This window comes from Nautilia abyssi, from assembly GCF_055388085.1.
Genome location: NZ_AP042376.1, coordinates 21,872 through 41,735, shown reverse-complemented (window position 1 = coordinate 41,735; position 19,864 = coordinate 21,872). Strand labels below are relative to the sequence as shown.

At 35.6% G+C, this 19,864-nt stretch carries 23 protein-coding genes; 16 read left to right on the top strand and 7 right to left on the bottom strand.

Annotated elements, in window-relative coordinates:
• Nucleotides 1–51: 51 nt before the first annotated feature.
• Genes ACZ5EP_RS00200 through ACZ5EP_RS00185 form a run of 4 tightly spaced genes read right to left on the bottom strand, consistent with a single transcriptional unit; the run spans nucleotide 52 to nucleotide 3,004 of the window.
• Nucleotides 52–507, bottom strand: coding sequence for a DUF3972 domain-containing protein (locus ACZ5EP_RS00200; RefSeq protein ID WP_464508935.1), 456 nt, complete (start codon nucleotides 505–507; stop codon nucleotides 52–54).
• On the bottom strand, nucleotides 507–1,004 hold the full coding sequence (gene purE / locus ACZ5EP_RS00195) for a 5-(carboxyamino)imidazole ribonucleotide mutase (protein ID WP_464508934.1): 498 nt from the start codon (nucleotides 1,002–1,004) through the stop codon (nucleotides 507–509). Before purE ends, ACZ5EP_RS00200 begins: the two co-directional genes overlap by 1 nt.
• A 38-nt stretch (nucleotides 1,005–1,042) precedes the next feature.
• Nucleotides 1,043–2,329 carry a U32 family peptidase gene (locus tag ACZ5EP_RS00190; protein ID WP_464508933.1) on the bottom strand — a complete coding sequence of 429 codons (1,287 nt, stop codon included), beginning with the start codon at nucleotides 2,327–2,329 and terminating at the stop codon, nucleotides 1,043–1,045.
• Complete coding sequence (locus tag ACZ5EP_RS00185; protein WP_464508932.1) at nucleotides 2,330–3,004, bottom strand: hypothetical protein; 675 nt, start codon at nucleotides 3,002–3,004, stop codon at nucleotides 2,330–2,332.
• 54 nt (nucleotides 3,005–3,058) lie between these two features.
• On the opposite strand from ACZ5EP_RS00185, the gene ACZ5EP_RS00180 reads away from it, so the two are divergent.
• The 7 genes from ACZ5EP_RS00180 to flgK all read left to right on the top strand — a co-directional run bounded on the left by ACZ5EP_RS00180 (nucleotide 3,059) and on the right by flgK (nucleotide 9,323).
• Nucleotides 3,059–3,832: a histidinol-phosphatase HisJ family protein gene (locus ACZ5EP_RS00180; RefSeq protein WP_464508931.1), complete on the top strand. Its 774-nt coding sequence runs from the start codon at nucleotides 3,059–3,061 to the stop codon at nucleotides 3,830–3,832.
• A 9-nt stretch (nucleotides 3,833–3,841) separates the two neighbouring features.
• Nucleotides 3,842–5,089 (top strand): MFS transporter, encoded by a 1,248-nt coding sequence (locus ACZ5EP_RS00175; RefSeq protein WP_127681445.1) that lies wholly within the window; start codon nucleotides 3,842–3,844, stop codon nucleotides 5,087–5,089.
• Nucleotides 5,090–5,172: 83 nt separating this feature from the next.
• Nucleotides 5,173–6,168 (top strand): flagellar basal body P-ring protein FlgI, encoded by a 996-nt coding sequence (locus ACZ5EP_RS00170; RefSeq protein ID WP_464508930.1) that lies wholly within the window; start codon nucleotides 5,173–5,175, stop codon nucleotides 6,166–6,168.
• A 9-nt stretch (nucleotides 6,169–6,177) separates the two neighbouring features.
• The gene (locus ACZ5EP_RS00165) at nucleotides 6,178–6,453 is read left to right on the top strand and encodes a rod-binding protein (RefSeq protein ID WP_464508929.1); all 276 of its coding nucleotides are present in this window, start codon (nucleotides 6,178–6,180) and stop codon (nucleotides 6,451–6,453) included.
• Between the two features lie 58 nt (nucleotides 6,454–6,511).
• The gene (locus ACZ5EP_RS00160) at nucleotides 6,512–6,691 is read left to right on the top strand and encodes a flagellar biosynthesis anti-sigma factor FlgM (RefSeq protein ID WP_127681449.1); all 180 of its coding nucleotides are present in this window, start codon (nucleotides 6,512–6,514) and stop codon (nucleotides 6,689–6,691) included.
• A gap of 36 nt (nucleotides 6,692–6,727) precedes the next feature.
• Complete coding sequence (locus tag ACZ5EP_RS00155) at nucleotides 6,728–7,138, top strand: hypothetical protein (protein ID WP_464508928.1); 411 nt, start codon at nucleotides 6,728–6,730, stop codon at nucleotides 7,136–7,138.
• 1 nt (nucleotide 7,139) lies between these two features.
• Nucleotides 7,140–9,323, top strand: a complete 2,184-nt coding sequence (gene flgK / locus ACZ5EP_RS00150) for a flagellar hook-associated protein FlgK (RefSeq protein ID WP_464508927.1) — start codon at nucleotides 7,140–7,142, stop codon at nucleotides 9,321–9,323.
• Here the strand turns inward: flgK and ACZ5EP_RS00145 are convergent, their stop codons facing one another.
• Nucleotides 9,324–9,902 carry an SRPBCC family protein gene (locus ACZ5EP_RS00145; RefSeq protein ID WP_464508926.1) on the bottom strand — a complete coding sequence of 193 codons (579 nt, stop codon included), beginning with the start codon at nucleotides 9,900–9,902 and terminating at the stop codon, nucleotides 9,324–9,326.
• Nucleotides 9,903–9,942: 40 nt separating this feature from the next.
• Here ACZ5EP_RS00145 and ACZ5EP_RS00140 point away from each other — a divergent pair, with 40 nt between their 5' ends.
• The 4 genes from ACZ5EP_RS00140 to ACZ5EP_RS00125 all read left to right on the top strand — a co-directional run bounded on the left by ACZ5EP_RS00140 (nucleotide 9,943) and on the right by ACZ5EP_RS00125 (nucleotide 12,260).
• Nucleotides 9,943–10,668 carry a TIGR02757 family protein gene (locus ACZ5EP_RS00140; protein WP_464508925.1) on the top strand — a complete coding sequence of 242 codons (726 nt, stop codon included), beginning with the start codon at nucleotides 9,943–9,945 and terminating at the stop codon, nucleotides 10,666–10,668.
• Nucleotides 10,669–10,771: 103 nt separating this feature from the next.
• On the top strand, nucleotides 10,772–11,455 hold the full coding sequence (locus ACZ5EP_RS00135; RefSeq protein ID WP_464508924.1) for a F0F1 ATP synthase subunit A: 684 nt from the start codon (nucleotides 10,772–10,774) through the stop codon (nucleotides 11,453–11,455).
• A 42-nt stretch (nucleotides 11,456–11,497) separates the two neighbouring features.
• Nucleotides 11,498–11,755, top strand: a complete 258-nt coding sequence (locus ACZ5EP_RS00130; RefSeq protein WP_464508923.1) for a hypothetical protein — start codon at nucleotides 11,498–11,500, stop codon at nucleotides 11,753–11,755.
• Nucleotides 11,748–12,260 (top strand): thiamine phosphate synthase, encoded by a 513-nt coding sequence (locus ACZ5EP_RS00125; protein WP_464508922.1) that lies wholly within the window; start codon nucleotides 11,748–11,750, stop codon nucleotides 12,258–12,260. The genes ACZ5EP_RS00130 and ACZ5EP_RS00125 overlap by 8 nt, the downstream gene beginning before the upstream one ends.
• Here the strand turns inward: ACZ5EP_RS00125 and ACZ5EP_RS00120 are convergent.
• Entirely contained in the window at nucleotides 12,253–13,080 is an 828-nt protein-coding gene (locus ACZ5EP_RS00120; protein ID WP_464508921.1) for a prephenate dehydrogenase, read from the bottom strand. The genes ACZ5EP_RS00125 and ACZ5EP_RS00120 overlap by 8 nt on opposite strands.
• Nucleotides 13,081–13,211: 131 nt before the next feature.
• Between ACZ5EP_RS00120 and bamA the strand changes: the two genes are divergently transcribed.
• On the top strand, nucleotides 13,212–15,389 hold the full coding sequence (bamA, locus tag ACZ5EP_RS00115; protein WP_464508920.1) for an outer membrane protein assembly factor BamA: 2,178 nt from the start codon (nucleotides 13,212–13,214) through the stop codon (nucleotides 15,387–15,389).
• A 7-nt stretch (nucleotides 15,390–15,396) separates the two neighbouring features.
• On the opposite strand, the gene ACZ5EP_RS00110 is transcribed toward bamA, so the two are convergent.
• Nucleotides 15,397–16,701 (bottom strand): apolipoprotein N-acyltransferase, encoded by a 1,305-nt coding sequence (locus tag ACZ5EP_RS00110; RefSeq protein WP_464509647.1) that lies wholly within the window; start codon nucleotides 16,699–16,701, stop codon nucleotides 15,397–15,399.
• Between ACZ5EP_RS00110 and yajC the strand changes: the two genes are divergently transcribed.
• The 4 genes from yajC to ACZ5EP_RS00090 are packed head-to-tail and all read left to right on the top strand — an operon-like array spanning nucleotide 16,647 to nucleotide 19,845.
• Entirely contained in the window at nucleotides 16,647–16,955 is a 309-nt protein-coding gene (gene yajC, locus ACZ5EP_RS00105) for a preprotein translocase subunit YajC (RefSeq protein ID WP_464508919.1), read from the top strand. The two genes, ACZ5EP_RS00110 and yajC, sit on opposite strands and share 55 nt — an antisense overlap.
• On the top strand, nucleotides 16,942–18,498 hold the full coding sequence (gene secD / locus ACZ5EP_RS00100) for a protein translocase subunit SecD (RefSeq protein WP_464508918.1): 1,557 nt from the start codon (nucleotides 16,942–16,944) through the stop codon (nucleotides 18,496–18,498). Before yajC ends, secD begins: the two co-directional genes overlap by 14 nt.
• Nucleotide 18,499: 1 nt before the next feature.
• Nucleotides 18,500–19,471, top strand: coding sequence for a protein translocase subunit SecF (gene secF / locus ACZ5EP_RS00095; RefSeq protein ID WP_464508917.1), 972 nt, complete (start codon nucleotides 18,500–18,502; stop codon nucleotides 19,469–19,471).
• Nucleotides 19,472–19,503: 32 nt separating this feature from the next.
• Entirely contained in the window at nucleotides 19,504–19,845 is a 342-nt protein-coding gene (locus tag ACZ5EP_RS00090) for a DUF6394 family protein (protein WP_127681477.1), read from the top strand.
• The last annotated feature ends 19 nt before the right edge of the window (nucleotides 19,846–19,864 follow it).

Here is a 19,864-nt window from a genome sequence, read left to right as displayed (position 1 = left end):
TCCTTTTCACCTTCTATAATTATTAAATTTGTAAATAATTTATTTTAAAGCTTATTCCTCTTCGCTTTTTTTGAGCACTTTGCCCCACATAAGTTTATATTTTTTCCTGCAGAATTCAAGCTCCTGCTGGCATATTTCAAGCTGTTTTTGCAGTCTTTTTATTGTTTCCTGCGAATCCTCGTAAACTTCCTGAATCGAATAAATCGAATTTTTTAAAAAGTCGTTTTCTTCTTTAAGAGCGTCTATAGTTTCGTCTTTGCTCATCAAAACCTTCTCATGAAGGGTCAAAAGCATTCCTATGGTTCTTTCGGCCACGTCGCTGCTCTGCTCTATTACTTCAAGCTCTTCAACCGGCACGATCGCATTTGCAAGGGATTCTATTTCTATATAGATTACCCCGTCGCTTTTTTTACATCTAAGCGATTTATTCCTGCATGCTTTTATAACATCAGATTTACTCTTTCCGCTTAATTTGCAAAATTCTTCTAAAGTAAGCCAGGTCTGCATCAGTCTAGTCTTACTTCCACTTCTTTTGAATCCATCTCAACTTTTTTAGCTCCGGCCACCCTGTCTTCTTCAAGTTTGGCTTTTAATTCGTCATCGTTGTTCGCAAGTATCTGAAGGGCAAGATAAGCCGCGTTTTTTGCACCGGCTTTTCCTACGGCAAGAGTGGCGACCGGCATGCCTCCTGGCATCTGAACAGTACTCAAAAGCGCGTCAAGTCCGTCCATCATACCGGTAGGCATAGGAACGCCGATAACAGGTCTTGTTGTAAGAGACGCCACTACACCGGCAAGGTGAGCCGCCATACCCGCACCGCATATAAACACTTTGGCTCCTCTTTCTTCAGCTTCTTTTACATAGCTGTGTGTTCTTTCCGGCGTTCTGTGCGCCGATGTGATAATAAGCTCGTAAGGTATTTGGAATTTTTCCAGTATTTTTACAGCTTCCCTCATTATTTCATAATCGCTTTTGCTTCCCATAAGTATCGATATAAATCTCATATCAGCTCCTTTTTATTTTACAACGCCTAATCTATCTATTACACCCCGTTAGGACTGTACTCTACTTTTTTTCTTAAAAAGGTCAAATAAGGCAGCTTCGCCGGCAGCTTAACCGGATTTAAATTACCGCTGTGAACCGCTTCTAAAACCTTCCCGTTTTTTGTTTCGATTTTATTAAATTTCAGCATCCATTTACCGTTTTCCTGCCAGATTTCACCGATTTCATTTTTTACAGGTGAAATTTTAGCATTTTTAGGAGCCAGTATTTCAACAGTGTCTCCCGGAAATGTTTTATATTTGCACATAAATGTTTCTTCATCTTCGTTAACTATACCGCTGACCTGCCATTCTCCATGCGTCAGTGAGGTTTCAAGATTTTGAGTATCATGTCTTTCATAAGGCCTTTTAACAAGATAAGCATCCGTAAGCCCTCTGTTTTTAGTAGTAAGAATTTCATTCATAAAATAAGCCCTGTCAAACTCCCTGCCCTCATAAAACGCATCAATCGCCTCTCTGTAAGCTTTTGTAACCACTCCCACATAATAAGGTGCTTTCGTTCTTCCTTCTATTTTAATGGAATCGATTACTCCGCTTTTTAAAATTTCCGGAATATGCTCAATCAGACACAAATCTTTGGCATTCATAATATACGTACCGTCTTCCGGGTATTCTTCGAGTTTAAACATCATACCCGTTTCAGGATTTTCAGCATACAGCACATACGGATACCTGCAATCATTTGCACAGCTTCCTTTGTTAGGATTTCTTCCGAACTGAACCGCGCTTAAAAGACATCTTCCGCTGTAAGCAAAACACATTGCCCCGTGTACGAAAGTTTCTATTTCCACATCAGGAACTTTTTGTTTAATTCTCTGCAAATCCTTAAGTGTCGATTCCCTGGCAGCTATTATTCTCGTAACACCCAAATCCCTGTATGCTTTATAATCCCATGAATTAAGGGCGTTTGCCTGGGTTGAAAGATGTATCTCTATTTCCGGGGCAAGTTCTCTCGCTCTCATTAAAACCCCGAGAGATGAAATTATCATAGCGTCAACGCCTATTTCTTTAAGTTTCAAAATATGCTCTTCCACCAAAGGCAGTTGGTTTTCAAACGGGAAAGAATTTACCGTAGCATATACTTTCACTCCTCTGTCATGAGCGTATTTTACGGCTTCGGCAAAATTTTCGTAGTTAAACTCTTTTCCGCTGTGACATCTAAGTGAAAAATGGCTAACCCCGGCATACACCGCATCGGCACCGTAGGCTATAGCTATTTTTAGTTTTTCAAAATCACCCGCAGGTGCCAGCAATTCAACTTTCTTCATCTATTTAGCTCCTCCAAACTGCGCAATAAGCGCTTCAATATCGTCTTCGTCAACAAGTTCGTCATTTTCATCGCCGGAAATATGAGTAGCGCTTTTTACTCTTTCGCTGTCGTCGATTTTACCTTCAAAAAGTCTGTTCATATATTTGATAAGCGCTCTCATTATGTTTATAACTCTTTCTATTTTCTGTCTGTGGATATCCTGATACTGCATAATATCCATAGCCATCATAATCTCATCCTGGGTCGCTTCCCCGGATTCTATGGCTTTTTGAACCTTTTCAATCATTTCATTGACTCTGTTAAGCTCTTCTTTAAACGTTTTTATATGCGGAAACGCGTTTGAAAGTTTTGTAAAAAGCTCTTTTTCATGTTCCAAAAATTTAAGCACTTCGCTTAATTCTTCCACAGCATCGGCCATTGAGGCGGAAATATTATCCATTATATCAAGAATCTGCGTAGCTTTTTCTTCACTCTCTTTTGTTACTTCGTCTAGCTGAGCTACGACTTTGTGCTTTTCATCCGCCGGAGGAGGCATTATTTCTTCTTTATGCTCTTCTACTTCTTCTGTTTCATTTTTATCTGTATTATCTTCTGCAGTTTCGTTATCAGTATCTTCTTCATCTAGATCATCAATACCGCCTGCCATTAAAGCATCCAGTTCTTCTTGCGTCATGGCTCACCTCTTTTTTAGATTTATTATATATAATTTCATTTAAAAAGGCAAAATATGCTCATAGACCTTCACAATCATACTCCTCTTTGCAAACACGCAACAGGAGAGCCTGAGGAATATATTCAAAAAGCAGTTGAAAAAGGAATCGGCGTATACGGCTTTGCAGACCATGCCCCAATGAATTTTGATCCGAAATACAGAATGAATTTCGATGAAATGGATAAATACGAACAAAAAATAATTTCCCTTTCACAAAAGTATGATAATATTAAAATCCTGCTGGGATATGAAGTGGACTTTACACCCGAAACAGACAAAAGGGTACTGGAACGAGACGTCGACTATTTTATCGGCAGCATTCATTTCCTGGACAACTGGGGATTCGACAACCCGGAATTTATAAAAGAATGGGACGGAAGAGACGTCGATGACGTTTATAAAGAGTATTTTTACCTGATAGAAAAAATGGCCGAGTCAAAGCTTTTTGACATAGTCGGACATATTGATCTGGTAAAAGTATTCGGACATAAACCCGTTAAGCCTGTAAAGGACATAGCCAAAAATGCAATAAAAGCAATTAAAAAATCAGGCATGGCGGTCGAACTGAATACGGCCGGACTAAGAAAACCGGTAAAAGAGCTGTATCCGGGTGACGAAATACTCGAAATGCTTTTGGAAGAAAACATCGACATTACTTTTTCCAGTGACGCCCATTCTCCTGAACAGGTAGGGTTTATGCTCAGTGAAACTGTTGAAAAAGCAAAAAAAATCGGTTTTAATAAAGCGGTTTATTTTGAAAAAAGAAAAAAAATAGAAGTTAACATTTAAAGGAGCGAAATGATATATCTTAGCTTATTGATGGCAATCAGATTTTTGGGGCTTTTTATAGTAATGCCTCTTTTGGCTCTGTATGCCTTAAACCTTCAGCATGCGAACGCATTTAATGTAGGTATTGCGCTGGGAGCATATGCGCTCTCTCAGGTTTTTTTACAAATTCCGTTCGGAAAAGCGGCGGATAAATTCGATAAAAAGAAAATATTAATCTTAGGACTTACTCTTTTGGCTTTGGGAAGTCTGGTATGTGCTTTTTCTACAAACATATACATGCTTATTTTCGGAAGACTGCTTCAGGGAGCAGGCGCTATAGGCGGTGTAATTCTTGCGTATATTGCCGATCTTACGGATGAAAATACAAGAGCGAAAGCATTTGCGAGAATGGGACAGTTTATTGCTTTAAGTTTTGCTCTTTCTATGGTTTTAGGCCCTACTATAGGAGCGAAATGGGGAGTTGACAAACTGTTTATTTTAACAGCACTTTTGGCAGTTTTTTCCATATGGCTTGTAATAGCAAAAATTCCAAATCCTCCAAAAATAGTACATCATCAGCCTCACTCTTCTTTAAAAGAAATCCTGACGCATAAGGAACTTTTAAAACTGTTTTTAAGCGGATTTTTACAAAAAGGTCTTATGACAGTGTTTTTTATGCTGACACCGATTATTTTTACCACAAAACTCGGCTGGGATAAAACAGATTTATGGAAAGTATACATTCCCGCGCTTGTTTTAGGTATATTTGCCCTGCCGCTTGGAGCAATTCTTGCAGAAAAAAAACAAAAAGCCAAAACCGTATTCGTGCTCAGTTCAAGCGCGATAACATTATCTCTTATACTCTTTTTAATCGGAAACAAATACACATATTTTGCAGCCGTAATCGTATTTTTCTTCGGTTTTAACCTTTTAGAACCCGTCTTGCAGAGTTTCGTAAGCAAAATTGCCAGGGCGCATGAAAAAGCAACGGCTCTTTCCACTTCAAACACCATTCAGTATATCGGTATTTTTTTAGGAGGTGCGGGAGCCGGTCTTTTCATTCATAACCATATGCTTAAAGAATTTCTGGTCGTTTCAGCTTTAGTAGGTCTCTTTTGGGTATTTATTTTAATTAAAATGAAACCCGTAACAAAACTAAAAGTGGTAACTTACGATAATTTTGACAAAAGTTTTATTGAAGAATTAAAAACAGAAAAAAACGTTTACGATTTTTATGAAAAAGACGGTGTTTTAATAGTAAGATATTTCAACAACTAATACCTTCTTTTTTCTTCTTTCTCTTATTTTATAAATTTTTGGAACACCTTTTGCTGCCTTTTGAAAAATTCAAAAGGATTTGAATGTCATTTATAATAGACAGATTTGAAAAGCTTCTGGGATTTATGTTTTTAATAGTTTTTTATATGTTCATAAGCACAAACCTTTTTGCGGCAAAAATCAAAGATATTTCAAATATAGTGGGTGTAAGGGACAACCAGCTTATAGGTTACGGCCTTGTGGTAGGTCTTGACGGAAGCGGCGATTCATCTTCCAAATTTACCAATCAGACACTTTCAAACCTTCTTAAAAACGTAAACGTAAAACTTGATCCGAAAGATATTAAATCCAAAAACGTTGCGGCGGTTATGGTTACGGCCACTCTTCCTCCGTTTGCAAGGGAAGGAGACAAAATAGATATAACCGTTTCGTCAATAGGCGATGCCAAATCTCTTCAGGGCGGTGTTTTACTGATTACTCCTCTTAAAGGCGTAAACGGAAAAATTTACGCCCTTGCGCAGGGTCCTATAAGTATGGGCGGATTTAATTTAAAAGGCGGAAAAAATCAAAAGCATTTCACCACTACGGTAAAAGTAATAAAAGGCGCAACGGTTGAAAGAGCGGTAACCTGGGATTTATATCATCAGCAGTATGCAACGCTCTCTCTTAAAAGAAGCGATTTTGACCTGGCTATAAATATACAAAATAAAATTAACCAGTATTTTAAAACAAAAGCGGCGGTTGCCGTTGACCCTAGAACGGTAAAACTTAAAAAACCGGCCAATTTAACCATGCCGGAGTTTTTGGCAAAAGTTCAAAATCTAAACATTCCGACTAAAATGCCAAATATTATAGTCATTGATGAAAGAACCGGAACGATCGTTGCTGGCAGTAATATAATGGTGCAGCCTACCGTAATTACTTACGGAAGTTTTGTAATTAAAATAAAAAAAGAAACATCAATTTTGGATTTAACCCAGATGTTTCAAAAATTCAAAGCGACACCTCAGGATATGATTGCAATTTTGGAAAATTTAAAAGCCAGCAACGCAATTGACGCAAAACTGGTGGTTAATTAAGGAGAAAAGATGAGCAGTTACGAAATAAACATTTCAACACACCATAAAATCGATATATCTAAAACCGAAAATTTAAAAAAACTCAAACAGGACTGTGACGCGTTTGAAAGTGAAATATTAAATTTTTATTTAAAAGACGCTATGAAAGACAACAGTAAGCTGTTCCCTGAAAGTCCAGGAGAAAAAATATATAAATCTATGTATCAGGAACAGCTTTCTAAAGATTTAAGCGGCAATTTCGGCTACAGCAAACTTTTATTCGATTATTTGAAAAAAAGGATTTAATAAAATTTTTTATTTGCCGATATAGTTGGGTAGAATAACAAGAAAAAAAGGCAAATAAATGATTAACAGAGTAGGAGCACATACTCAGATGATATCTACCCAGCAAAAAAAAGCTCAAAACATTCAAAAACAAGAAAAAACAGGAAGGGTAGAAGAGATTAAAGCACGTATTCAAAACGGCGAATATAAAGTCGATTTGGATAAAACCGCAGAAGCTTTGGCTAAAACACTTCTATAATCTCTCCCCTTCCTGAAAAACTTAAAAGGAAGGGTTATGCTTATACAGACACTTAAAGAAACAATAAACACACTTGAAAATTTAATATCAATTACACTTGAAGACATAAACAATATCAAAAACGCAAAACATGATGAAGTATTCGCCAATACTGAAAAAAAAGAAAAACTAGCACATCACTTTTCAAACCTTAAATCTAAAATAGACCAGATTCTTGTATCAAGAAACAAACCTCTAGAAGAAATATTTTCTCCTGAAGAAGAAAAACTTTTTAATGAGTTTAGAGAAAAACTGTTCGAATTTCATAAAGAACATAAAAGATTTTCCAAACTCGCGTTAAGCGTGACTAATTTTTACAACACACTCGTAAATAAATTAAAAGACGGTGAAAGTATAAATTACAACAATGAATCATTCTGTAATTCAAACTTAAAAATAAAGGCTTAACATGGCTATTTCAACTTCGTTTTCAACGGCTCTTACAGGACTTAAAGCGCATCAAAACGCAATAGACGTAACTTCAAATAACATATCAAATGCTTCAAATCCTGATTATGTGAGAGAAAGACCCGTTTTTTCAACCCTTCCGGCAATCAATTCCGCACCGGGCGATATAGGAACCGGTACAAAAATAAGTTCGGTCTACAGAATTACAGACACTTTTTTATTTAACAGATACACCTCAACATCTGCAACATATTCCAATCTTGACACACAGGAACAATATCTTAAAGAAATAGCCACATATTTTCCAGATGTAACGGATAACGGACTATATAAAGATATGGAAGATTTTTTCAACGCATGGCAGACATTTGCAAGCAACCCAAACGACGGATCAGTAAAAGTGGATCTTGCAGCCAAAACTCAGGCAATGACCGATGATATGAAATCATTAAAAAACAAACTCAAAGACATACAAAAAAGTATAAATGACGAACTTAATACAAAACTTGACGAAGCCAACAGTATAATCAAACAGATAGCAGACCTTAACAAAGAAATAACAGCGCACGAAGCGAATCAGGAAAATCATGCAAACGAACTGAGAGACAAAAGAGACGCCCTGGAAAAACGTTTAAAAGAGCTGCTTGACGTAAATGTTTACAAAAGCGGAGTAAAATCAACTGACGCTCAAGGGGCAGAAACAACGGACTATGCGGAAGATTATCAGATTTCTCTCGGAGGATATCCTTTAGTTGACAACTCTACATATCATGAATTAACTATTGATTCGTTAGCCGGAAACCCGATGATAGGTATAGAAAAACAGGACCATTCTGTTGCAGATATAACAAAATCCGTAAAAGGCGGTGAAATCGGAGCACTTCTTAGTTTAAGAGGAACCGAATTCAATAGCGAAGGCAATCCTACAGACGGAACTTTGGGAAAACTTATGAGTTCTTTGGATTCTCTTGCTAACGGATTAATAAGAAGCGTCAACTCTATATATTCGTATTCCGCACAGCAGTCTGTGGAAACTGACGTTATAAGTTCTCCCGAAACGATTCCGCCTGATTTGACCGATACGTCTTTAGATTCTTTATACAGCATGTATCATGTATTAAAATCTCCTGTAAGAGACGGTAACATTACTTTCAGCGTATATGACGACCAGGGAAATTTAGACACTTCCAAACAGATAAAAGTCGCAGTCAAAAGCAGCGACAGCATCAATGACGTTATTAACAATATAAATACCGCTTTTACAAACAACGGTGTGACTGATGTGGAAGCAAAACTCGTAAACGGGCAGTTAAAACTGGTCAACACTTCCGACGGTCAGGAAACATCAAAAGTACTGGTGCAGGATGACGGAGCTCAGCTTTTTACAGCTCTGAATCAGATAGAATACGAACCTCTAAATCAGGTCAACAATACGCAGATGCCGCTTCCTCTTAAAAACGGAAGCTTTGATATAGTTGTGTATGACGACAGCGGAAACGCCATAGCTAAAAGAACGATTACGGTAAATATGGATTCTAAAGACCCTAGATATTCCACTATAGAAGGGATTATGGCACAGATAAATACTCCCGGTATTGACGACAACAATGACAACAACCTAAACAATGACGTTGATGACTATTATCAGGCACAGTTTTTAGGCGGAAAACTTATTCTTTCTAAAAAAACAGACCAAAACACTTATGTAGGACTTGATAATGATACGGCAGATTTCGGAGGAGCTTTCGGCGTTAATAAATTTTTAGACGGAAAAGACGCTTCAACAATTGAACTCAGAAAAGATTTTCAAAATGACCCTAGTCTTATAAGGGCAAGTAAAACACCTAATTCGGGTGATAATACAATTGCTAACGATATGCTGCAGCTTCAATATGAAAATGTAAACTTTTACGTTAACGGAACAACTCAGGAAAACACAATTTACGGTTTTTACAGAGGACTTACATCTGACCTGGCTAATCAGACACAGACTGTCTCTAGTAAAAAAGAAAGTACTCAAACTCTTTTGACAAGCGTTAAAAACGAATATTATTCCCTAAGCGGAGTCAATATAGACGAAGAGCTAATAAATCTTGAAAAATATCAAAGGGGCTATCAGGCAAACGCTAAAGTTATAACGACTATAAATCAGATGCTTGACGCCCTCTTTTCAATAAAACAGTAATTATTTTTTTAAAACTTTTCTTAAATTGTTCAATGTTTCATAACCGGCTGAAATAATTTTAGAATTAAAAATAAAAGCCGGAGCCCCGTTAGGGTCTACCTCAGCCTGATATATAATTTTTATTCCGTCTTTAGTTTTTTGAGCTTTAAAAACAACGTCGTCTTTCATTTCAACACAGTCCGGTTTTTTAAACTCTTTTTTTATTTTTTCAGGCAGCTTATTATACGGCACACTGTTCATAGTTAAGACAAAAACTCCGTTCTGATCATTTTTGCTGATTTTATAAAAAGCAAATCTGTTACTCAATGGAAAAGGGAAATCCAGAACTTTTAACACATAACCGTCTTTTACTTCTATTTTATCTATCTTTTTTTGCCATTTCGGATAATTTTTAAAATCTAAAAGTGTATTTTTGACTTTTTCAAAAGGTATGCCTTTTACATTCATTACAGCCTTAAACGCGTCATATTTGGAATTTTTCACATCCTGGGTGTATACCTGTATTTCGTTTTGGTCTTTTTTAAGCTCCCATGAAAATAAAAACACGGCGCATATTACCAAAAAAAGCAGTTTTTTCATTATAATCCTTTTTGGAAAATTGTAACATAAAAGGAAGACTTTGAGTATAAAAAAAAGACTCGATGAATTAATTCAAAACAATATATATGAAGTAAACGAAAAAATTCCCGACCCCGTGTTGATAGCACATAAATATAAAGACGAATATTCATCTTTAATCGCGGCGCTTTTCGCTTACGGCAACGTTAAAGCTATTATCAAATTCTTAAACAGTATCGATTATTCTTTATGTAATGTTAAAGAAACGGACAGTTTATATTACAGATTTCAGTCAAGCGAAGATGTTTACCAGTTTTTAAAAACGGTATCAGTTATGAAAAAAAACTTTAGTCTAAACGAACTTTTTTTAAAAGGCTATAAAAAAGAAAACAATGTAATAGACGGAATAAGGGAAATCATAAAAAAAATATACGAAATAAACCCGTACCGCTCTAAGGGATATGAATTTTTAATAGGAAAAATTCCTCCTCAAAAAACAAAAGGAACAAGCCCGTATAAAAGATGGAATATGTATATAAGATGGATGGTGAGAGATACATACCCTGATATCGGCTTATGGAAAAACATAAAAAAAAGCGATCTTATTATTCCTCTTGATACCCATACACATAAAGTTTCTTTGAAACTGGGCCTGTTAAAAAGAAAAACTTACGACCTAGAAGCGGCAGTAGAACTTACTGACAAACTAAAAGAATTTGATCCCGAGGATCCGATAAAATATGATTTCGCCCTCTACAGAATAGGACAGATGAATATTAAATTTTAATGTGAAATAAAATTTACAATTTCTCACTTTTTTTCAATTTTCGCACGATTTCACTATTAATTAACAATTAATTTTGATACAATTACAACAAAAAAGGAAATTTATGGAAGGTAGAATTTGGTTATTTTTCGGATTTCTGGGTCATGATCCGATGGTTCAACTAGTAGTGCATACACTTCTTGCCGCAACGCTTGCGCTTATAGTTGCAAGACTTGCTACAAAAAATCTTCAAATCGTTCCAAGCGGATGTCAAAACGTAATGGAAGCGACTATTTCAGGAATTTTATATATCGGTTCTGATGTTGCAAACGAAAAAATTGCGAGAAAATATCTGACACTTGCGGGAAGTTTGGCGATTTTTATCTTTTTCGGAAACCTTCTTGAAATTATTCCGGGATTCGAACCTCCTACAGGAAACGTAAACCTTACGCTTACACTGGCGCTTATCGTATTTATTTACTATCATTATGAAGGTATCAAAGCGCAAGGATTAGGACATTATATCGCTCACTTTGCAGGTCCTGTAAAATGGCTTGCGCCTTTAATGTTCCCTGTTGAAATTCTTTCACATTTTTCAAGAATCATTTCTTTGGCTTTCAGGCTTTTCGGTAACATCAAAGGTGACGACCTGTTCTTATTAGTACTGTTAATGCTTGCTCCTTATGTGTTCCCGTTAGCAGGTTTTGCTCTTATGACATTCTCTGCAATGCTTCAGGCATTTGTATTTATGGTACTTACATACGTATATATTTACGGTGCTGTAACCGGTCAAGAAGAAGCATTATAATTTAGGAACGGCTTTTGCTTAGAGCTCCTAAAAAGGAGCTCTATGAAAATATCTTCCGGGATATCTTTTCAAAACTCTTCAACTGCAAATTCTTTTCAAAACATTATGAACAATCTAAATTACGAAGACAAAAAAACGCTCAAACAGGCACTTATGCAAATTCCGGGCAAAGAACTCCCTAAAATATTAAAAGAATTAAATAAAATACCGGTAGATGAGCATTATATAAAAAACCTGATAAACTCTATAAATACTAATATGCAAAAAAACAATAATGAAGGTTTTTTAATTTATGCTTAAATATATGATAACAGACCCCAGATATACATTAAAAGAAATAAAAGAAGCAATCATTAAATACAGACCAGATTTTGTCTGCTACAGAAACAAACTTTATTTCGACGAAAAAGAGATTATAGAATTTGCCGAATTAGCAAAAAATCACACTAAAATATTTATAAACTATGATTCTCTCAACAAACTAGAACTCATAAATCTCTTTGACGGAATACATCTGCCCTCTTCAAAAATCAACAAAATAAACGAGTTTGAAAAAAAAACAGTTATTGTATCTACACACAATATTGAAGAAGTCAAAAAAGCAGAAAAAGCTGATTATATAACTTTTTCTCCGGTATTTGAGAGCAAAGGAAGAAAAGGCCTGGGAATAGAAAAATTAAATGAAATATGCCGCCATCACAAAAACGTAATAGCGTTAGGAGGCATAATAAGCAATAAAGAAGTCGAAAAAATAAAAAGCTCGAAAGCTGTAGGATTTGCAAGTATAAGGTATTTTTTTACATAATTTTATGCAGTTCGTTACCCTTTTCCATCCATACTTTAAGCTCGTCCCATTTTTCTTCTTCTATCATATTTTTTGCTTTTTTAAGCTCGCTTTTAAAAGCTTCTATGGAATCCAGAAGGTTTTGTTTATTTTCTTTAAAAATATCCCCCCACATATGCGCGTTACTTTTCGCAAGTCTGCTCATATCCCTGAAACCACCGGCTGCAAGTGTTACAATATGTTCTTTATCTTCCTGTTTTAATACGGCATTTGCTATAGAAAAAGAAACTATATGCGGCATATGGGAAATAAATGCGGCATGTCTGTCATGCTCTGAGGCATTCATATGTTTCACTCTCATTTTTAAATATTTATATATTCCGCAGGCTCGTTCTTTTTGAACGTCGCCGCTGTTTTCAATATCGCATACGACCATAATTTTATTTTCATACAAATCCGCTACGGCTGCCATCGGTCCTGAATATTCAGTCCCGGCCATAGGATGTGAAGCCACTAAATTTTTTCTTATATTTGAAGGGCATTCCTTTATAATACTCTCTTTAGTTGATCCGAAATCGATAATAGTGCAGTTTTCTTTAAGTTTCATATCAGCCAGCTGTTTTAAACACGCAATAATACCTCTGATAGGTATGGCCAATATTATTACATCAACCCCGCTTAAATCTTCAAATTCCCCTACTCTGTCGACAAGCCCCAGTTTTAAAGCATCTCTTTTATGCTCTTCATTATGGTCTATGCCGATAATTTCATTGAAATAACCTCTCATGGCAAGACCGAAACTTCCGCCCATTAATCCCAAACCTACAATTCCGCAAGTCATATTACCTCTTTTTTAAATGAATTATACCATTAGTATGTAAAACTAAAAGAAGAGTTTCTACAAAAATTTTATTAAAAAACATTACATTTTTTTTTGGTATAATTGCCGTTATTATTAAAACAAGGGGTATTATGAAAAAAACGTTACTTTTACTGCCGATGCTATTGTTTGCCAATATTGACAATATAGAATATAAAGGTTTAATACATATTTCTCCTGTCACTGCCAACAGTATTATCAAAATAAACAAAGGTGACAGTTTCAATGTTAAAAAAATTGACGAAAGCATTAAAGCATTATATAAAACAGGTTATTTTGAAACTATAAAAGCTGTAAAAAAAGACAATACACTAATTTTTGAATGTACGGAAAAACCGACAATTCTTGAAATAAATTTTGAAAGTCTTTCACCTGATTTGAAAAAACTTTTAAAAGAAAAAAGTTTTATGCCGAAAAAAGGCGAAATTTATTCTGAACAAAAAATAGACAATTTAAAAGAATTTATAAAAGAATACTATCTGTCAAAAGGCTATTTCAATACTATTGTAAATGTGGATAAAAAATTTATTACCCCTACAACAGTTAAACTTACAATAGCAATTAAAAAAGGCGAAAAATTAGTTATTAAAAACGTTAATTTTTACGGTGCCAAAAAAATTCCGAAAAGCGAACTGCTTGACCAGACTGAAAACAGACCAAGAACATTCTGGAGTATAATACCGTTTACCAACAGCGGAAAATTAAATATCTATAAATTAATCTCAGACAAGCAGGCTTTGCAGAATTATTATCTGAATTTAGGATTTATGGACGCATATGTAAGCGATCCCCTGGCCAAATCGAATTTTGACAATTACAGTGCCACTATAGATTATTCAATTCATGAAGGTATTAGATACATAGTAAAAAAAGTCAGTGTTAAATATCCTGAAAACATAAAAGTAAAACTTCCAAAATTAAATTTAGAAGCAGATAAATATTTCAATGTCTCTGCTTTAAGGGAAGATCTTAAAAACATAAAACACGCTTTCCAAAATGAAGGGTACGCATACGCAAAAGTTTATCCTGAAATCAAAAAAGACGGTTCAAACGCAATAATCACTTATGTGGTAATACCTGGAGAAATAGTATATATAAGAAACGTTATAATTAACGGAAACTCAAAAACTTTAGACAGGGTAGTCAGAAGAAGTGTATATCTGGCTCCGGGAGACAAATATTCTTATAAAGACCTGACCGATACCAAAAACGCCCTGCAAAGAAGCGGTTATCTTGAAGATGTTAAAATAAAAGAAAAAAAAGTTTCAAACAATCAGATAGACCTGTTTGTTAATGTAAAAGAAGGCCTTAGCGGATCTTTAAAAGCCGGAATCAGTTACGGAAGCTATTCAAAACTTGGATTTAACTTCTCTATTTCTGAAAAAAACGTTTTCGGAAGCGGACAGAGCTTAAGCGCTTCTATGGACTTTTCAAGCGTAAGCAGAACATACAAAATATCCCTGTTCAATCCTAGAATATTTGATACGAAGTATTCATTTAACACCTCTATATTCGACACTAAATTCGACGGTATATCTTATACCTCAAAACAAAAAGGTTTCACAGTAGGTGTAGGTAAACAGCTTTCAAGATTCGTAGGTGCAAATATTACTTACGGTTACACAAGAACAACCCTGACAGATTACAACACTACAGAATACACAATGCCTAAAAGTACAAAAAGCTACATTGTATCAACAGTGAGCTTTAACAACACAGATAATTACTTCTTTCCGACAACAGGTCAAAAAGCGTCATTATCTGTAGAATTTGCAGGTATCGGAGGAGATGAAAAATATGTCAAAACAATGGGACAGTACAAATTCTTCTATCCTTTAAAAGACAAAACTTACCAGACATATGCAGTATTAAAATACAGAGTTATTGCAGGAGCTATAGTTAACAACGGATACCTGCCTATAAACGAAAAATTTTATTTAGGAGGTATGAGCAGCGTAAGAGGTTTCAGCTCATACTCAATATCTCCTGTTGACAGCGAAGGAAATAAAATAGGAGGTAAGTATGAATTTATCACCGGTCCTGAAATATCAACACCTCTTAGTATTAAAAACAAATTATGGCTGAGCGGATTTATTGACTACGGTGCAATAGGAGAAAACAGTCTTGATATTACAAGAAGTTCATACGGTGTGGCATTAAACTGGATCACTCCAATGGGACCGCTTAGCTTTGTATGGTCATGGCCTATCAAATATGAAAGCGGAGACGACCTTCAAAGATTCGACTTCAGCATAGGAGCAAGTTTCTAATTCTCTCCTATCTTACAATATAAGATTTAAACCCGTTAACACTATGATAAACTATTTTTCCGTATTTTCTTGCAAAAACTTTAATAAGCATCTGCTGCAGCGAAGGCTGAATCGAAGGTGTAAACCATGCATCGTTACTCAGAGCAATCACATATTTAGGCTTCAGTTTATATAAACTCTCAACAGTCGCTTCATAGCATATTGCATTTATGAAATTATAAGCCGCAATTTTAAAAACACCGAATTTACTGCTTGTGGAATAGTCGCTCGCATCACCGAAAAACAGCCGGTTAATCTCTTTTTGAAAAAAAGGCAGAGGAATATATTCGCCAAAAGGAACCAACACATGTTTATCCAGTATATCGACTTTTCCTTTTTCAAATACATAAGTTGAATTATAATATTTATGGTTTTTATAATGTAAAGCTCCGGTAACTATAGTTATCTTGTTAGAAAGAGCTAAAAGCTTCTGCAAAAGCTCGGGATACAGGTTCAAAAAAAGAGGAAAAGCGGATTCAGGCAGAATCACAACGTCTTTTTGCATTTTTATTGCATTATTTATAATATGAAAATTACTTCTGATTTCTATAGGAATATAATTTTTCAGCCACTTTTTATCCTGAGGCACATTCGTGCTTGCAACATATATATCTAATTTGGGCAATTTTACTTCAGCCGGTTTAAACAGCAGCACTGCTGCCAAAAGAGCTAAACTTATCCATTTCAGCTCTTTATAAAACACTATAGCGCTAAAAAACAGCAACAGAACAATTTTTGACACGCCGAATATAGAATTGACAAACAATACTTCGGGTTTAAACCAGTCAAAAGTAAAAGGCGTAATATAATCAAATCCGAAAGCGAATACTGAAATTAAAAAAATCTTTGCAGCATAAATATTTTTTTTATAGATGAACCCGTAAATTTTATATATTAAAAAAAACAAAACGGCATAAAAAAGAGCTATCAATACATCAATTACAGGCATCATCCACGAAAGATTATAATACCTGAAACTAAGCCCTATCCACCAAAACCAAAAAAGCCCTATAAAAAACCCTGTTCCGAACCATGCATGTTTTTTATGAAAAAACAGATAAAAACTCAGTAATAAAATAAATGTAAACAAAATTTTTAAGCCAAAATTAACCTCTATTTCATATTTCAGCAAAAAAAAGTTAATATATATAGGTAATGAGAAAAAAATTGCAAGTATTAAAGAATTTGTGTTAAAATTCTCTTTAAAAAAGGACAAACATGAATTTCTTATACGCACAAGCACCCGCAGGAGGTCAACCTTCACTTTTAGCATCACTACTTCCCTTAATTATTTTATTCGCTATTTTTTATTTTCTTGTAATTCTACCACAACAAAGACAGGCGAAAAAACATAAACAGATGGTTGAAGAGCTTAAAAAAGGCGACAAAATCATCACAACAGGCGGTATTATTGCAGAAGTTGTTAAAAACGAACCTGACTTTTTAAAAGTCAGAATTAACGACAACGTTGAAGTAAAATTAGATAAAAGTGCAGTAGCAAGAAAGCTAAATGATGAAAAAGCTTAATTACAGATTAGTAATATTCATATTAGCGGCTATTTTCGGAATTGTTTTTACAATTCCGTCTTTTATCAACAAAGAGCCGAAAATCAATCTTGGTCTGGATCTGCAGGGCGGTATGTATTTAGTTTTAGGTGTAAAAGGAAATGAGGCGGTAAAAAGCAAAATCAAAACTATAGCATCTACAATTAAATACATAACTGACAAAAAAGAGCTGTTTATTGACAATTTAAAAACGACTGACAACAGTGTAAAATTCGAACTTATCGATAAAGACGACGCTCCTAAACTTGATAAAGAATTAAAAATTCTTAAAGGTGTCGTCATTCAAAAAACCCCTAAAAACGGTTCAATCGAATATGTAATTAAACTAACGCCTGAAGCTATTAAAAAAACAAAAGAAGACGCTTTAAATCAGGCTATTCAGACAATAAGAAGCAGACTTGACGCATTCGGTCTGGCGGAACCTACCGTTACAAAACAGGGTAAAGATAAAATATTAGTGGAATTGCCGGGTATTAAAACGCCAAAAGAACAAAAAAGCGTTCAGCAGCTTATTTCTACTTCAGCACATCTTGAACTTTATGCCGTTGATGACGAACACAGAGCCGTTACGCCAAAAGACGCGGCAAAATACGGAGATATTCTGCTTCCAAGCAAAAGCAATCCTAATATAAAATATCTGTTAAAAACGCCTCCTGTATTAGACGGCAGTATGATTACGGACGCAACGGTCGGATTTACCCAAAAAACAAACCAGCCTGCGATTTTCTTTACGTTAAATTCTCAGGGAGCTCAAATCTTCGGAGACTTTACCGGTAAAAACGTAGGAAAAAGACTTGCTATTGTCGTTGACAACAAAGTATATTCAGCACCTGTTATCCAGGAAAGAATAGGCGGAGGAAGCGGTCAGATTACAGTCGGAAGTCCGGAAGAAGCACACGTACTTGCAATTGCTCTTAGAAGCGGTTCGCTTCCGGCTCCCGTAATGCTTCTGGAAAAAAGAAGTGTTGGTGCAAGCCTTGGAGCAGACTCTATCAGACAGTCCATGATCGCTTTGATCACAGGTTTTGTAGTGGTCGTGGTATTTATGGCCTGGTATTACAGCACTGCAGGTATTATTGCAGATATTGCGCTTGTTGTAAACCTGTTTTTAATTATTGCGATTATGGCGCTTTTCGGTGCCACCCTTACGCTTCCTGGTATGGCCGGTATCGTCCTTACTGTCGGTATGGCCGTGGATGCAAACGTTATTATTAACGAACGTATCAGAGAGCTCATACGGGAAGGAAAACCTATAAAAACAGCTATAGAAGGCGGTTATGCAAATGCTATGAGTGCAATTCTTGACGCCAATATCACAACACTGATCGCGGCACTCGCTCTTTTTGCTTACGGAACGGGAACAATTAAAGGTTTTGCCATCACCATGGCTATCGGTATTATGGCGAGTATGCTTACAGCAATCCTTGGAACACACGGAATCTGGGAATATCTGCTTGCCAGCGGTAAAAAAATAACACCAAAATCTTTTGGTATGAAGGTATAACATGGAATTGTTTAGAGACGAAAAAATATATGATTTTATGAGCAAAAGGATATTTTTCGTATCCGTATCTCTTATACTGATAGTTTTAAGTATTATTTCAATGATGACAAAAGGGTTCAACTGGGGAATTGATTTTAAAGGCGGTGTTGAAGTCCAGGTAAGATTTGAAAAAAAGGCCGACCTTGCAAAAATAAGACAGCTTGTTTCAAAAAAATATCCCGGAGCGAGTATTACGACATTCGGCAATCCGAACGAAGTTTTAATCAGACTCAGCGTTAAAAAAGCTTCAACCAACGTTCAAAATGACGTAGGAAATAAAATTGCCGAAATATTAAAACCTTTAGGCAAAGTGGATATAAGAAGAGTTGATATAGTAGGCGCAAAAGTCGGAAACGAATTAAAAGAAAAAGGCCTTGAAGCGTTTATTTTTTCAATAATAGGTATTTTGATTTATGTTGCTTTCAGGTTTGAATGGCGTTTTGCGGTTGCTTCAGTTTTGGCACTATTCCATGATACGATTATTTCACTTGGAGCCGTAAGTTTTTTCCATATAGAAGTGAACCTTGACGTTCTTGCAGCTATTTTAACGTTAATGGGTTACTCCCTTAACGATACAATAGTCGTATTCGACAGGATCAGAGAGCAGGTAAGAGACAGTAAAATAAAAGATTTGGCGCTTTTAATTAACGACGCCGTTTCAAAAACGCTCAGCAGAACGGTATTAACTTCATTGACAACATTTTTCGTTGTGTTGACACTGTATCTGTTCGGGGGAGAAATCATTAAACCGTTCAGTTTCACCCTTTTGGTAGGTATTATTGTAGGTACATACTCATCAATTTTCATTGCTTCTCCTCTTCTTATCTGGATGGGATTCAAAATTGACGATTACAGAAAAAAACTAGCCGAAAAAGAGAAAAAAAGAAAAGAAAAAGAAAAAATGAGACAAATGTATCAGGGCGGAGTCGTATAAACAATGAAAAATTTATCAATTAAAGGATAATTATGGATTGGGGAAAGGTAATATACGTTTTTTTTCAGTTAATGAGTTTAACAAGTGTGGCGGGGTTCTTATATGACCACAATAAAGTTGCGCTGTTTATTGCGCTCAGTCTGAACCTTATCTCCACAGTCCTAAAGATAGGCGTAAAAAACATTTTTGCAGCGGAACTGTTCGCAGCGAGTTTAGTTGCGGATTTACATCTTATACCCGCATTTATCTATCTTGAAATCAAAAACGATCTTCCTGCTGCCTACGCAATGGCAATAGGAGCCATGATCGCAAACATCGTAACAATTATATTAAGTTTCATAGAACTTGCTAAAACCAAAAACGACTGGGAATAACATAAATTTTAAAGGGAGC